The 12,014-nt window shown below is 53.6% G+C and carries 17 protein-coding genes; 9 read left to right on the forward strand and 8 right to left on the reverse strand.

Annotation, left to right across the window (positions count from 1 at the left end; all coding sequences use genetic code 11):
• Window positions 1–36: 36 nt before the first annotated feature.
• From lptB to NA330_RS04720, 6 genes are read right to left on the reverse strand one after another with little or no spacing between them, the layout of a single operon-like run.
• Window positions 37–762 (reverse strand): LPS export ABC transporter ATP-binding protein, encoded by a 726-nt coding sequence (gene lptB, locus NA330_RS04695; RefSeq protein ID WP_000224104.1) that lies wholly within the window; start codon window positions 760–762, stop codon window positions 37–39.
• A gap of 6 nt (window positions 763–768) precedes the next feature.
• On the reverse strand, window positions 769–1,323 hold the full coding sequence (lptA, locus tag NA330_RS04700) for a lipopolysaccharide ABC transporter substrate-binding protein LptA (RefSeq protein WP_000669770.1): 555 nt from the start codon (window positions 1,321–1,323) through the stop codon (window positions 769–771).
• Window positions 1,292–1,867, reverse strand: coding sequence for an LPS export ABC transporter periplasmic protein LptC (gene lptC, locus NA330_RS04705; RefSeq protein ID WP_000047845.1), 576 nt, complete (start codon window positions 1,865–1,867; stop codon window positions 1,292–1,294). Before lptC ends, lptA begins: the two co-directional genes overlap by 32 nt.
• Window positions 1,864–2,430 carry a 3-deoxy-manno-octulosonate-8-phosphatase KdsC gene (gene kdsC / locus NA330_RS04710; protein WP_000030029.1) on the reverse strand — a complete coding sequence of 189 codons (567 nt, stop codon included), beginning with the start codon at window positions 2,428–2,430 and terminating at the stop codon, window positions 1,864–1,866. The genes lptC and kdsC overlap by 4 nt, the downstream gene beginning before the upstream one ends.
• A 20-nt stretch (window positions 2,431–2,450) precedes the next feature.
• Window positions 2,451–3,437: an arabinose-5-phosphate isomerase KdsD gene (gene kdsD, locus NA330_RS04715; protein WP_000018617.1), complete on the reverse strand. Its 987-nt coding sequence runs from the start codon at window positions 3,435–3,437 to the stop codon at window positions 2,451–2,453.
• A 13-nt stretch (window positions 3,438–3,450) separates the two neighbouring features.
• Entirely contained in the window at window positions 3,451–4,428 is a 978-nt protein-coding gene (locus NA330_RS04720; RefSeq protein WP_023241659.1) for a calcium/sodium antiporter, read from the reverse strand.
• Window positions 4,429–4,640: 212 nt separating this feature from the next.
• On the opposite strand from NA330_RS04720, the gene mlaF reads away from it, so the two are divergent.
• From mlaF to murA, 7 genes are all read left to right on the forward strand, one after another.
• Window positions 4,641–5,453 (forward strand): phospholipid ABC transporter ATP-binding protein MlaF, encoded by an 813-nt coding sequence (gene mlaF, locus NA330_RS04725; protein WP_000531566.1) that lies wholly within the window; start codon window positions 4,641–4,643, stop codon window positions 5,451–5,453.
• 7 nt (window positions 5,454–5,460) lie between these two features.
• Window positions 5,461–6,243 carry a lipid asymmetry maintenance ABC transporter permease subunit MlaE gene (mlaE, locus tag NA330_RS04730; protein ID WP_000925786.1) on the forward strand — a complete coding sequence of 261 codons (783 nt, stop codon included), beginning with the start codon at window positions 5,461–5,463 and terminating at the stop codon, window positions 6,241–6,243.
• A 4-nt stretch (window positions 6,244–6,247) separates the two neighbouring features.
• Window positions 6,248–6,799: an outer membrane lipid asymmetry maintenance protein MlaD gene (gene mlaD / locus NA330_RS04735; protein ID WP_001193591.1), complete on the forward strand. Its 552-nt coding sequence runs from the start codon at window positions 6,248–6,250 to the stop codon at window positions 6,797–6,799.
• Between the two features lie 18 nt (window positions 6,800–6,817).
• The gene (mlaC, locus tag NA330_RS04740) at window positions 6,818–7,453 is read left to right on the forward strand and encodes a phospholipid-binding protein MlaC (RefSeq protein ID WP_000476475.1); all 636 of its coding nucleotides are present in this window, start codon (window positions 6,818–6,820) and stop codon (window positions 7,451–7,453) included.
• Entirely contained in the window at window positions 7,453–7,749 is a 297-nt protein-coding gene (gene mlaB / locus NA330_RS04745) for a lipid asymmetry maintenance protein MlaB (protein WP_000188844.1), read from the forward strand. Before mlaC ends, mlaB begins: the two co-directional genes overlap by 1 nt.
• Before the next feature lie 187 nt (window positions 7,750–7,936).
• Window positions 7,937–8,191 carry a BolA family iron metabolism protein IbaG gene (ibaG, locus tag NA330_RS04750; protein ID WP_001518349.1) on the forward strand — a complete coding sequence of 85 codons (255 nt, stop codon included), beginning with the start codon at window positions 7,937–7,939 and terminating at the stop codon, window positions 8,189–8,191.
• A gap of 53 nt (window positions 8,192–8,244) precedes the next feature.
• Window positions 8,245–9,504 (forward strand): UDP-N-acetylglucosamine 1-carboxyvinyltransferase, encoded by a 1,260-nt coding sequence (murA, locus tag NA330_RS04755; protein WP_000357288.1) that lies wholly within the window; start codon window positions 8,245–8,247, stop codon window positions 9,502–9,504.
• 57 nt (window positions 9,505–9,561) lie between these two features.
• Here murA and sfsB read toward each other — a convergent pair whose 3' ends face one another.
• Both sfsB and ispB read right to left on the reverse strand, forming a co-directional pair.
• Complete coding sequence (gene sfsB, locus NA330_RS04760) at window positions 9,562–9,849, reverse strand: DNA-binding transcriptional regulator SfsB (RefSeq protein ID WP_000444168.1); 288 nt, start codon at window positions 9,847–9,849, stop codon at window positions 9,562–9,564.
• A 232-nt stretch (window positions 9,850–10,081) separates the two neighbouring features.
• Window positions 10,082–11,053 (reverse strand): octaprenyl diphosphate synthase, encoded by a 972-nt coding sequence (ispB, locus tag NA330_RS04765; protein WP_001047354.1) that lies wholly within the window; start codon window positions 11,051–11,053, stop codon window positions 10,082–10,084.
• Window positions 11,054–11,310: 257 nt separating this feature from the next.
• On the opposite strand from ispB, the gene rplU reads away from it, so the two are divergent.
• Both rplU and rpmA read left to right on the forward strand, forming a co-directional pair.
• The gene (rplU, locus tag NA330_RS04770; RefSeq protein WP_000271396.1) at window positions 11,311–11,622 is read left to right on the forward strand and encodes a 50S ribosomal protein L21; all 312 of its coding nucleotides are present in this window, start codon (window positions 11,311–11,313) and stop codon (window positions 11,620–11,622) included.
• 19 nt (window positions 11,623–11,641) lie between these two features.
• Complete coding sequence (gene rpmA, locus NA330_RS04775) at window positions 11,642–11,899, forward strand: 50S ribosomal protein L27 (protein WP_000940593.1); 258 nt, start codon at window positions 11,642–11,644, stop codon at window positions 11,897–11,899.
• The last annotated feature ends 115 nt before the right edge of the window (window positions 11,900–12,014 follow it).

Raw genomic sequence — 12,014 nt, forward strand, 5'->3', positions numbered from 1 at the left:
TTTTCTCCCGCTAGAGCAGCATAGCCCTCTACCCTATCAGAGTCTGAAGTCTTCCCCAAGATATACACGCTTAACGTGTTCGTCTTGCAGGATTTCTGTCGGCGTACCGTGGGCAATAAGGTGGCCCTGGCTCACGATATAGGCACGTTCACAGACTGCCAGCGTCTCACGGACGTTATGGTCGGTGATCAGCACGCCGAGCCCGCTATCGCGCAGATGCTCGATAATGCGTTTGATGTCGATAACGGAAATCGGGTCAACGCCGGCAAAGGGTTCATCCAGCAGGATAAATTTGGGATTAGCGGCCAACGCGCGGGCAATTTCTACACGACGGCGTTCACCACCGGACAGCGCCTGTCCCATGCTGTCGCGCAGATGCTCGATATGAAACTCTTCCATCAGCTCGTTGGCGCGGTCTTCTCGCTGTTCTGCGGTCAAATCGTCACGAATTTGCAGTACCGCCATCAGGTTATCAAATACGCTGAGACGGCGGAAAATAGAGGCTTCCTGCGGCAAATAGCCGATACCGCGGCGCGCGCGCGCGTGCAGCGGCAGCAGACTGATATCTTCATCATCAATGATGATATTGCCCGCGTCACGCGGCACGATACCGACGACCATATAAAAGGTGGTGGTTTTACCCGCGCCGTTTGGACCGAGCAGCCCGACAATCTCCCCGGAGTTAACGGTCAGACTGACATCTTCCACTACGCGACGGCCTTTATAGGCCTTCGCCAGATTCTTTGCAGTTAATGTTGCCATAACGAATTAGTTACTCTTCTTTTGCGCCGGAGTCTGGCCTTTGTTTTTGTCTTGCAACTGCGACGGCACCAGAACGGTGGTGACGCGTTTGCCTTTCTCGCTGAAGGCCTGCATTTTCTGCTCTTTCACCAGGTAGGTGATTTTGTCGCCGGTAATGTTGCTGTCAAGCTGCTCCAGATAAGCGTTGCCGGTCAGCACCACAAAATCTTTCGCCAGCTCGTAATGCATATGGGAAGCGTGGCCTTTCACCGGCTTACCGTTGTCCTGCATCTGGTAGAAGGTGGCCGGATTGCCGTAACCGTCGATCACCTCTTTCCCCTGTTCGCCGCCAGGGCGGGTAACCACGACTTTATCGGCGTTGATCTTAATCGTGCCCTGGGTCATTACCACGTTGCCCGTAAAGGTCACGACGTTGCCTTGCATATCCAGCGACTGTTGATCCGAGTCAATATGAATAGGCTGTTCGGTATCGCCCGTGACGGCGAAGGCCGGAATGCTGGCGGCCAGCAGCGAGCCGGCAAGCATAAGATTAAGGCTGAGTTTGTTTGTTTTGAATTTCATAAGAGGTTCTAACCTTTTCAATCAGCTCGGCGTTCTTGCTGCGTAAGTTACCGCGCATTTTCAGTCCGCTGGAGTTAAATGTTGTGCCGTATAACGTCACTAGATCGTTCGAGGTAACATCCTGCGTCACCAGATTAATCTGCGCGTTATCGGTGGTAATTCTGCGTAATTGAGCGTCAGGCACCAGGGCGTTGACTTCAACATGGCCATACAGATAGAGCATCCGATCGTTAGTCAATTTGGCTTTATCGGCCTTGATCGACCATGTCGGCACTTTATCCTTATCAAAGGTGGTTAATACCGGTTGCGTAAACCATGAGACCGCCTGATCGGAAAAATATTCAACGTGCTGCGCGATCAGACGATAGCTCAACGCGCCTTCCGGACTGTACACGACGGTATCCGTATGCTCGCTTTTATACGTGGGATCGTTGCTGTTGACCATCACGGCAGCAGGATCGTCTTTATCCGCCAGATTGATACCAATCAGTACCAGAATGGCCAGCGACAGTAGAATGATAACCCAACGTCTGGTTTTACTCATATCGATTGCCCTTTGGCCTCATCCAGCTTGCCCTGCGCCAGCAGCAGCAAATCGCACACCTCACGTACCGCGCCGCGCCCGCCGGCAATGTGCGTCACATAGTCAGCGCGGGGGATCAGCAGCGGATGCGCATCCGCAACGGCAACGCTTAACCCCACTTTTTCCATCACTGGCCAGTCAATCAGATCATCGCCGACATAGGCAACATTTTCCGGCGCAATGGCCAGTTTTTCCAGCAGATCGCTAAAGGCGATCAGCTTATTCGACTGTCCCTGATAAAGATGGACAATCCCCAGCGTGGCGCAGCGATCTTCTACAAGTTTAGCCTTTCGTCCGGTAATAATGGCAACCTCGATATTGGAGGTCAAAGCACAGCGAATACCATAGCCGTCACGAACGTTGAAAGCCTTCAGCTCTTCGCCGTTATTGCCCATATAAATCAGGCCGTCAGACAATACGCCATCCACGTCCAGGATGAGCAGGCGGATATTCTCCGCTTTGGTCATGACATGGGTGCTGACGGGGCCATAACAGGTCGCAAGCGACGCACCTGCTTTACTCATCGTTAATTATCCTTGAGTTTCTACACGACGCCTGCACGCAGGAGATCATGCATATGTAACACACCGAGTAACTGGTCGCCATCAGCAACCAGTACGGAGGTGATATGGCGGGACTGCATTAAATTCAGCGCATCGACAGCGAGAATACCGGGACGCACGCGAATGCCCCCTGGCGTCATCACCTCGGCGATCCCCAACTGGCGCATATCGCCGCCCATATCGAACACGCGACGTAAATCGCCGTCGGTGAAGATACCGTCGATCTTCATGGATTCATCGCAAATGACGGTCATACCGAGATTTTTACGCGTAATTTCTAACAGCGCATCACGCAGGGTGGCATGTTTATTAACATGCGGGATCTCATCGCCAGTATGCATAATATCGCTTACGCGCAGCAGTAGCTTACGTCCCAGCGCGCCGCCAGGATGCGACAGAGCGAAATCCTCGGCGGTAAAGCCGCGCGCTTTTAACAACGCCACGGCGAGCGCGTCGCCCATCACCAGCGTTGCGGTGGTACTACTGGTAGGCGCCAGGCCTAACGGACACGCTTCTTTGGGCACTTTAACACACAGATGCACATCTGCCGCACGCGCCATGCTGCTTTCCGGTCGCCCGGTAATGCAAATTAACGGTACGTGCAGACGTTTAAGCACCGGTATTAGCGCCGCGATCTCGCTGGATTCGCCGGAGTTGGAGATAGCGATAACCACATCCTGCGGCGTAACCATCCCCAAATCGCCGTGCGCGGCTTCGCCTGGATGTACAAAAAAGGAAGAGGTGCCGGTACTGGCGAACGTGGCGGCCATTTTCCGTCCGATATGGCCGGATTTCCCCATCCCCATGACCACCACTTTTCCGGTGCAGTTGAACATTTTTTCACAGGCCAGCGTGAAATGCTGGTTGATATATTGATCAAGCTCCGCCAGGCCTTCACGTTCAATTTCCAGGACCTCTTTGCCTGCCTGCTGAAAGTCAAACCCCGGTTGCAACGCTAAATGCGACATAATCCGTTTCCAGTTATCCAACAAGAAGTGGCGATAGCCAATAGAGCATCGCCAGCCATACGATAAACCCGCCGGTCAGCAGTATACCTGCGCCCCGACCAATCTGACGCGGATGCCGCCAGCAAAGTAAAGCGAAAACCACGCTAACCAGCAACATCACGCTATAATCACGCCCAAACGCCAGCGGGTTGATCTCCCCCGGCGCGATCAGCGCAGGCAGTCCCAGCACGATGGCGAGATTAAAAATATTGGCGCCAATGAGATTACCAACGGCAATATCATTTTCGCCTTTTCGCACGCCGGCAATCGCCGTCGCCAGTTCTGGCAGACTGGTGCCGATGGCGATGACTGTCAGACCGAGCGTTAATTCACTCATGGCGAAATAGTTCGCCAGCACCGTAGCGTTATCGATTACCATGCGCGTCGCCATCGGCATGATGACCAGCGCAATGCCCAGCCATAAGAACGCGACGGGGAGCCCGCCTTCGCGCGGCAGCTCCGCCAGTTGTTCGCGGGTGAGGCTGTCATTCCCCTGGCGTTCGGCCAGACGCGCGATTTTAACAATGAATAACAGCCATAGCACAGCCAGAAGCAGGAGAAAGATACCATCACTGCGGCTTAACTGTCCGTCATGCAGTACGGAACCGGCTACCACGCTAACAAATAACATTAATGGCAATTCGCGACGTAGAACATCGGAATGCACGGTAAATGGACGAACCAGCGCCGCCAGCCCTAAGATCAGCAAAATATTGGTGATGTTAGAACCGAGCGCCGCGCCGACGGCCAAATCGAGCTGACCGTGTAGCGATGCGGCGGCCGACACAATAATTTCCGGCAGCGAGGTGCCGATACTCACGACCGTCATCCCGATGATCAGCGGGGGAATACCGAATGTACGGCATAAAATAGAGGCCGCAAACACCAGACGATCGGCGCCGTAGGCCACCAGAAGCAAACCAATTATGAGTAGCGCCATCGCTAAAAGCATCTAAAGTCCTTTCTTCAGGTATACTCGCCGGTCCCCTGGAAGGGATATCTGGAAGCCGTAACGAAGTCCTAATTTTGACTTTATGCGGCTAAAAAGTAAAACGAATGCCAGCTTTCGCTAACCCTGTCAGTTAATATTCTGTAATTATGTCGAACCCATGGTTAAATTCAGCGCCATGGTTACCTCAACAAGGCAATACGAAGGATGAATCAATGGGTCAGTCTGCGGCCAATTTAGTCGATATGCGCGACGTCAGCTTTTCCCGTGGCGAACGCTGCATTTTCGATAATATTTCCCTGACGGTGCCGCGCGGGAAGATCACGGCGATCATGGGGCCGTCGGGCATCGGTAAAACCACGCTGTTGCGCCTGATTGGCGGACAGATCCCGCCGGATAAGGGCGAGATCTTATTTGATGGCGAGAATGTGCCGGCCATGTCCCGTTCGCGGCTCTACACCGTCCGTAAACGTATGAGTATGCTGTTTCAGTCGGGAGCGCTGTTTACCGACATGAACGTGTTTGACAATGTGGCCTATCCGCTACGGGAGCACACCAATTTACCCGCGCCGCTGCTAAAAAGCGTCGTGATGATGAAACTGGAAGCTGTCGGGCTGCGCGGCGCGGCAAAACTGATGCCTTCCGAGCTCTCCGGTGGGATGGCGCGCCGCGCCGCGTTGGCGCGCGCCATCGCTCTGGAACCGGATCTCATCATGTTCGATGAGCCGTTTGTCGGCCAGGACCCGATTACCATGGGCGTTCTGGTGAAGCTGATTTCAGAATTGAACAGCGCGCTGGGCGTGACCTGCGTGGTGGTCTCGCATGATGTGCCAGAGGTGCTCAGTATTGCGGATCACGCCTGGATCATGGCGGACAAAAAAATCGTCGCTCACGGTAGCGCTCAGGCGTTGCAGGAGAATACGGACCCGCGCGTGCGTCAGTTCCTTGACGGCATTGCCGACGGGCCGGTTCCGTTCCGCTATCCGGCGGGCGACTATCACCTTGATTTACTCGAAACAGGGAGTTAAGCCACTCATGCTGTTAAATGCGCTGGCAGCACTCGGACACAGCGGGATCAAAACCGTCAGGACGTTCGGGCGCGCCGGGTTAATGTTATTCAATGCGATTATCGGTAAGCCGGAGTTTCGCAAACATGCGCCGCTGCTGGTGCGCCAGCTTTATAATGTGGGCGTCTTGTCGATGCTTATCATTATTGTCTCCGGCGTATTCATCGGTATGGTGCTGGGGCTGCAAGGCTATCTGGTTCTGACCACTTACAGCGCGGAGACCAGTCTTGGCATGTTAGTGGCGCTTTCGCTGCTGCGCGAGCTGGGGCCGGTGGTCGCGGCGTTGCTGTTTGCCGGGCGGGCCGGGTCGGCGTTGACGGCGGAAATCGGCCTGATGCGGGCGACGGAGCAGCTCTCCAGTATGGAGATGATGGCAGTCGATCCATTGCGCCGGGTGATTTCGCCGCGCTTTTGGGCGGGCGTGATTTCATTGCCGCTACTGACCATTATCTTTGTGGCGGTCGGTATCTGGGGCGGCTCGCTGGTCGGCGTAAGCTGGAAGGGAATCGACGCCGGGTTCTTCTGGTCCGCGATGCAGAATGCCGTCGACTGGCGTATGGATCTGGTGAACTGTCTGATAAAGAGCGTGGTGTTCGCCATTACGGTAACATGGATTGCGTTATTCAACGGTTATGACGCAATACCGACTTCTGCCGGGATTAGCCGGGCAACGACGCGTACCGTGGTTCACGCATCGTTGGCCGTTCTGGGGCTGGATTTTGTGCTGACCGCACTGATGTTTGGGAATTGAGTTCATGCAAACGAAAAAAAATGAAATTTGGGTAGGCGTTTTTTTGCTGGTAGCGTTGCTGGCGGCGCTGTTTGTTTGCCTGAAGGCGGCAAATGTGACCTCTATGCGCACGGAGCCGACCTATAAGGTTTATGCGACCTTCGATAACATCGGCGGTCTGAAAGTGCGTTCCCCGGTACGCATCGGCGGGGTGGTTGTCGGGCGGGTTGAAGATATCTCGCTTGATCCGAAAACATACCTGCCGCGCGTAACGCTCGACATCGAAGAGCGTTATAACCATATTCCCGATACCAGCTCGTTGAGTATTCGTACTTCCGGGCTGCTGGGGGAGCAATATCTGGCATTAAACGTCGGTTTTGAAGATCCTGAGCTGGGAACGTCTATCCTCAAAGATGGGAGTACGATTCAGGACACCAAGTCTGCAATGGTGCTGGAAGATATGATTGGCCAGTTCCTCTATAACAGCAAAGGCGACGACAATAAGAATTCTGGCGATGCGCCAGCCGCAACGGAAGGTCATACTGAAGCCACAACGCCCGCGGGCGAAACGAAATAATCTCAGGAGAATTGAGGCATGTTTAAACGACTGATGATGGTGGCCCTGCTGGTCATTGCGCCATTAAGCGCAGCAACGGCAGCGGATCAGAGCAATCCTTATAAACTGATGAACGAGGCGGCGCAGAAAACTTTTGATCGCCTGAAAAACGAACAGCCGAAAATTCGTGCCAATCCGGATTACCTGCGAGACGTTGTTGATCAGGAACTTCTGCCGTACGTGCAGGTAAAATATGCCGGCGCGCTGGTGTTGGGCCGCTACTACAAAGAGGCGACCCCGGCGCAGCGTGAAGCCTATTTTGCAGCGTTTCGCGAATACCTGAAACAGGCATACGGTCAGGCGCTGGCGATGTACCACGGTCAGACTTACCAGATAGCGCCTGAGCAACCGCTGGGCGATGCGACCATTGTGCCTATCCGTGTAACGATTATCGATCCCAACGGTCGTCCGCCGGTACGCCTGGATTTCCAGTGGCGCAAAAACACTCAGACCGGCAACTGGCAGGCGTATGACATGATTGCGGAAGGCGTCAGCATGATCACCACCAAGCAAAATGAGTGGAGCGATCTGCTGCGTACTAAAGGCATCGACGGCCTGACCGCACAACTGAAATCTATCTCTCAACAGAAAATTACTTTGGACGAGAAACAGTAATGACGCCGCAACTCACCTGGACGCGTGAGGCGGACACTCTGGTGCTGGCGGGAGAGCTGGATCAGGACGTGTTGGCGCCGCTATGGGACGCGCGCGTAGAAGCGATGACTGGCGTTACCCGTATCGACCTGAGCCAGATCTCCAGGGTGGATACGGGGGGACTGGCGCTGCTGGCGCACCTTGTGAACCAGGCAAAAAAGCAGGGCAATGCCGTGTCGCTGTCTGGCGTTAACGACAAGGTTTACGCGCTGGCGCAATTATATAACTTGCCCGAAGACGTACTTCCCCGTATGTAATGAATGCCGGATGGTTTATCCGGCCTACACTTCGCATGATCCCCGTAGGCCGGATAAGTTGCGTTAGCAGCACCATCCGGCACTTTTACCGCGCTGATTTATCAGCGTAATCTTTTGCTTATTTAAGACGGCGCGACTTTGCTCTAAGATGTTGGGCTGTTTTCACTATTTGACGAATAAAGAACCCATGGAAAATCATGAAATTCAGAGTGTGCTGATGAATGCCCTCTCCCTCCAGGAAGTCCACGTCTCCGGCGATGGCAGTCACTTTCAGGTTATTGCCGTGGGCGAGATGTTTGACGGCATGAGCCGGGTCAAGAAACAGCAAACGGTCTATGGGCCGCTAATGGAGTACATTGCGGACAACCGTATCCATGCCGTATCGATCAAAGCATATACCCCGGCGGAATGGGCGCGCGATCGTAAACTTAACGGATTTTAAGCTACGGGTAACCTGCCGGTAGCGGAGATGAATGCTTAACTGAGAATACAATAATGGATAAATTTCGTGTACAGGGGCCAACGACGCTCCAGGGCGAAGTCACAATTTCCGGCGCCAAAAACGCCGCGCTGCCGATCCTGTTCGCCGCTCTGCTGGCAGAAGAACCGGTAGAGATCCAAAACGTTCCAAAACTAAAAGACGTGGATACGTCGATGAAGCTCCTGAGCCAATTAGGCGCGAAAGTGGAACGCAATGGATCGGTACACATTGACGCCAGCCAGGTGAACGTGTTCTGCGCGCCTTATGATCTGGTTAAGACCATGCGCGCCTCGATATGGGCGCTGGGGCCGCTGGTTGCCCGTTTTGGTCAGGGACAAGTCTCTCTGCCGGGGGGCTGTACTATCGGCGCGCGTCCGGTTGATCTACATATTACCGGTCTGGAACAACTGGGTGCGACCATCAAGCTGGAAGAGGGCTACGTAAAGGCCTCCGTCGAAGGACGTCTTAAAGGGGCGCATATCGTGATGGATAAGGTCAGCGTCGGCGCGACCGTCACCATTATGTGCGCCGCCACGCTGGCGGAAGGGACGACCATCATTGAAAACGCCGCGCGCGAGCCGGAAATTGTCGACACCGCTAACTTCCTGGTTACGCTGGGGGCGAAGATCGCCGGGCAGGGCACCGATCGTATTACGATCGAGGGCGTAGAGCGTCTGGGCGGCGGCGTTTATCGTGTGCTGCCGGATCGTATCGAAACGGGGACTTTCCTGGTGGCGGCAGCGATCTCTCGCGGCAAAATCCTCTGCCGTAACGCGCAACCGGACACTCTGGACGCGGTACTGGCGAAACTGCGCGATGCTGGCGCGGATATCGAAGTGGGCGAGGACTGGATTAGTCTGGACATGCACGGCAAACGACCGAAGGCGGTCAATGTCCGTACCGCGCCGCATCCGGCATTTCCGACCGATATGCAGGCGCAGTTCACGTTGCTGAACCTGGTGGCGGAAGGGACGGGCTTTATCACTGAAACCGTCTTTGAAAACCGTTTTATGCACGTGCCTGAACTCAGCCGCATGGGCGCGCGTGCGGAAATTGAAAGCAATACCGTCATATGCCATGGCGTAGAAACGCTCTCTGGCGCCCAGGTCATGGCGACAGATCTGCGGGCATCTGCGAGCCTGGTGCTGGCGGGCTGTATTGCGGAAGGCACGACGATTGTGGATCGTATTTATCACATCGATCGCGGTTATGAGCGCATCGAAGACAAACTGCGCGCGCTAGGCGCGAATATTGAACGCGTGAAAGGCGAATAACCTTCTGTACGCTGAATAACCCCCGCGAACGCGATGCGGGGGTTGTTTTACAGGCACTTACTCTACATTCTGTTTGTTTTTATTACGCGCTCTCATAAGCCGCGTTCTGTCGATAAACTCATGCGTGCGCGGATCGTGATAACGCGATGGCCAAATAACCCAGGGTTCCGTTCCCAATGCTTTCGCGATAATCAACTCTCCTTTCGGCCACGGGCGCGTTAATGCATTGGCCAGCGTGGATGAACTCAATCCATTCCGACGTGACTCAGCGGCCATTGAAGTCCCTTTTTTACGTAGTCCGGCAATGATATCGGCCGGATGCCAGTCAATAAGCTTGCTTTCCATACATCCATCACTCCTTAGGTTAATCACTTACGGTTTTAACAACCCGACGACGTTTGATACTATAACGCTTCGTGAAGGAATGTTCTAAAAAGTTCATGTAAGTGGCGGCAATATTCAGAATATGCCAGGGGAAGCCGTATATGAATATACGAAAAGACAGGCAATAGGGTATCTGGAGTTTATTAGAACTTAATGGGATATCCCGCGCAGTGCGCGGGATAAGAGAATGGCATTAACGATCGCGCTGCACCGCGATGTGTGCGAGACCGATTAGCGCCTCACGCCATGGAGTATCCGGCAATATCTGCAACGCGGATATCGCTTTGTCGGCTTCTTCTTCCGCTCGCTGACGCGTCCATTCCAGCGAACCGCAGGTGGTCATCGCTTCCAGAACCGGTTCCAGAAGATGACGGCCATTGCCTTGTTCAATAGCGGTACGGATCATCGCTGACTGTTCTGGCGTACCGTGGCGCATGGCGTGAAGCAACGGTAAGGTAGGTTTGCCCTCATTGAGGTCATCACCCACATTTTTACCGAGATGCTCGCCGTCGGCACTGTAATCCAGCAGATCGTCAATGAGCTGGAAAGCCGTACCAAGGTAGCGGCCATAGTCCTGCAACCCTTTCTCTTGCTCAGGCGTACAACCGGCGAGAATACCGGAGCACTGGGCGGCGGCTTCGAACAGACGGGCCGTTTTACTGTAAATCACCCGCATGTAATTTTCTTCGGTAATGTCCGGGTCATTCACGTTCATCAATTGCAGCACTTCGCCTTCTGCAATCACGTTGACCGCTTCCGACATCACTTCCAGCACTTTTAACGAGCCGAGGCTGGTCATCATCTGGAAGGCGCGGGTATAGATAAAGTCGCCGACCAACACGCTGGCGGCATTACCGAAAGCGGCATTTGCCGTCGCTTTGCCGCGACGCATATCAGATTCATCCACCACATCATCATGTAGCAGCGTCGCCGTGTGGATAAACTCGATCAGAGCGGCGATAGTCACGTGCGCGTTACCCTGATAACCCACCGCGCGCGCGGCAAGAACGGCAATCATCGGACGAATGCGTTTTCCGCCGCCGCTAATAATGTAATATCCTAGCTGATTAATCAGTTGAACGTCGGAATTAAGCTGTTCAAGGATTGTCGCATTGACACCCGCCATATCTTGCGCGGTTAACTCGTTGATTTTTTCTAAATTCATCGCAAAAGCCGGGCTTATCGCCCCGATTATCCCATGTCTGAATGAGGTAACGTAGGGTTTATGGTTAGAAATATACCCTGATTGTACTGAAAAAACGCCGCAGATAAACGTTACCGTATGCGTTGTGTTTTTTTTCTTCATGTATTGATGGTAGCACTTGTCAAAGCCGTGCAATTTGCGTAATATTCGCGCCCTATTGTGAATATTTATAGCGCGCTCTGAATCATTGAAAGGTGTGCGCGGAAGCGGAGTTTTTTATGTACGCGGTTTTCCAAAGTGGTGGTAAACAACACCGAGTAAGCGAAGGTCAGACCGTTCGCCTGGAAAAGCTGGACATCGCAACTGGCGAAACTATCGAGTTCGCTGAAGTTCTGATGATCGCAAACGGTGAAGAAGTCAAAATCGGCGTTCCTTTCGTTGATGGCGGCGTAATCAAAGCTGAAGTTGTTGCCCACGGTCGTGGCGAGAAAGTTAAAATCGTTAAGTTTCGTCGCCGTAAACACTACCGTAAGCAGCAGGGCCATCGTCAGTGGTTCACTGATGTGAAAATTACCGGCATCAGCGCTTAAGATTAGGGGAGCAGATTAAATGGCACATAAAAAGGCTGGCGGCTCGACTCGTAACGGTCGCGATTCTGAAGCTAAACGTCTGGGCGTAAAACGCTTTGGCGGTGAAGCAGTTCTGGCAGGCAGCATCATCGTTCGTCAACGTGGTACTAAATTCCACGCTGGTACCAACGTTGGTTGCGGTCGTGACCACACTCTGTTTGCTAAAGCAGACGGTAAAGTGAAATTCGAAGTTAAAGGCCCGAAAAACCGTAAATACATCAGCATCGTTGCTGAGTAAGTTTTTTGTGGTCCGGTAACGGATGAAAGCCCCGCACCTGTTGCGGGGCTTTTTACATTCGATGGCCGACTAAAATATACCCGTGTGGCTGTGCGAATGCCGTTAACGGGTCTTT

Origin of the sequence: Salmonella sp. NW722 (assembly GCF_051702785.1) — a bacterium.
GTDB classification, from domain to species: domain Bacteria; phylum Pseudomonadota; class Gammaproteobacteria; order Enterobacterales; family Enterobacteriaceae; genus Salmonella; species Salmonella enterica.

Excerpts from the sequence above, each read along its gene's own strand:
- lptB (WP_000224104.1), bottom strand. The coding sequence starts at position 762 with ATGGCAACATTAACTGCAAAGAATCTGGCGAAGGCCTATAAAGGCCGT.
- lptA (WP_000669770.1), bottom strand. The coding sequence starts at position 1,323 with ATGAAATTCAAAACAAACAAACTCAGCCTTAATCTTATGCTTGCCGGC.
- lptC (WP_000047845.1), bottom strand. The coding sequence starts at position 1,867 with ATGAGTAAAACCAGACGTTGGGTTATCATTCTACTGTCGCTGGCCATT.
- kdsC (WP_000030029.1), bottom strand. The coding sequence starts at position 2,430 with ATGAGTAAAGCAGGTGCGTCGCTTGCGACCTGTTATGGCCCCGTCAGC.
- kdsD (WP_000018617.1), bottom strand. The coding sequence starts at position 3,437 with ATGTCGCATTTAGCGTTGCAACCGGGGTTTGACTTTCAGCAGGCAGGC.
- NA330_RS04720 (WP_023241659.1), bottom strand. The coding sequence starts at position 4,428 with ATGCTTTTAGCGATGGCGCTACTCATAATTGGTTTGCTTCTGGTGGCC.
- mlaF (WP_000531566.1), top strand. The coding sequence starts at position 4,641 with ATGGGTCAGTCTGCGGCCAATTTAGTCGATATGCGCGACGTCAGCTTT.
- mlaE (WP_000925786.1), top strand. The coding sequence starts at position 5,461 with ATGCTGTTAAATGCGCTGGCAGCACTCGGACACAGCGGGATCAAAACC.
- mlaD (WP_001193591.1), top strand. The coding sequence starts at position 6,248 with ATGCAAACGAAAAAAAATGAAATTTGGGTAGGCGTTTTTTTGCTGGTA.
- mlaC (WP_000476475.1), top strand. The coding sequence starts at position 6,818 with ATGTTTAAACGACTGATGATGGTGGCCCTGCTGGTCATTGCGCCATTA.
- mlaB (WP_000188844.1), top strand. The coding sequence starts at position 7,453 with ATGACGCCGCAACTCACCTGGACGCGTGAGGCGGACACTCTGGTGCTG.
- ibaG (WP_001518349.1), top strand. The coding sequence starts at position 7,937 with ATGGAAAATCATGAAATTCAGAGTGTGCTGATGAATGCCCTCTCCCTC.
- murA (WP_000357288.1), top strand. The coding sequence starts at position 8,245 with ATGGATAAATTTCGTGTACAGGGGCCAACGACGCTCCAGGGCGAAGTC.
- sfsB (WP_000444168.1), bottom strand. The coding sequence starts at position 9,849 with ATGGAAAGCAAGCTTATTGACTGGCATCCGGCCGATATCATTGCCGGA.
- ispB (WP_001047354.1), bottom strand. The coding sequence starts at position 11,053 with ATGAATTTAGAAAAAATCAACGAGTTAACCGCGCAAGATATGGCGGGT.
- rplU (WP_000271396.1), top strand. The coding sequence starts at position 11,311 with ATGTACGCGGTTTTCCAAAGTGGTGGTAAACAACACCGAGTAAGCGAA.
- rpmA (WP_000940593.1), top strand. The coding sequence starts at position 11,642 with ATGGCACATAAAAAGGCTGGCGGCTCGACTCGTAACGGTCGCGATTCT.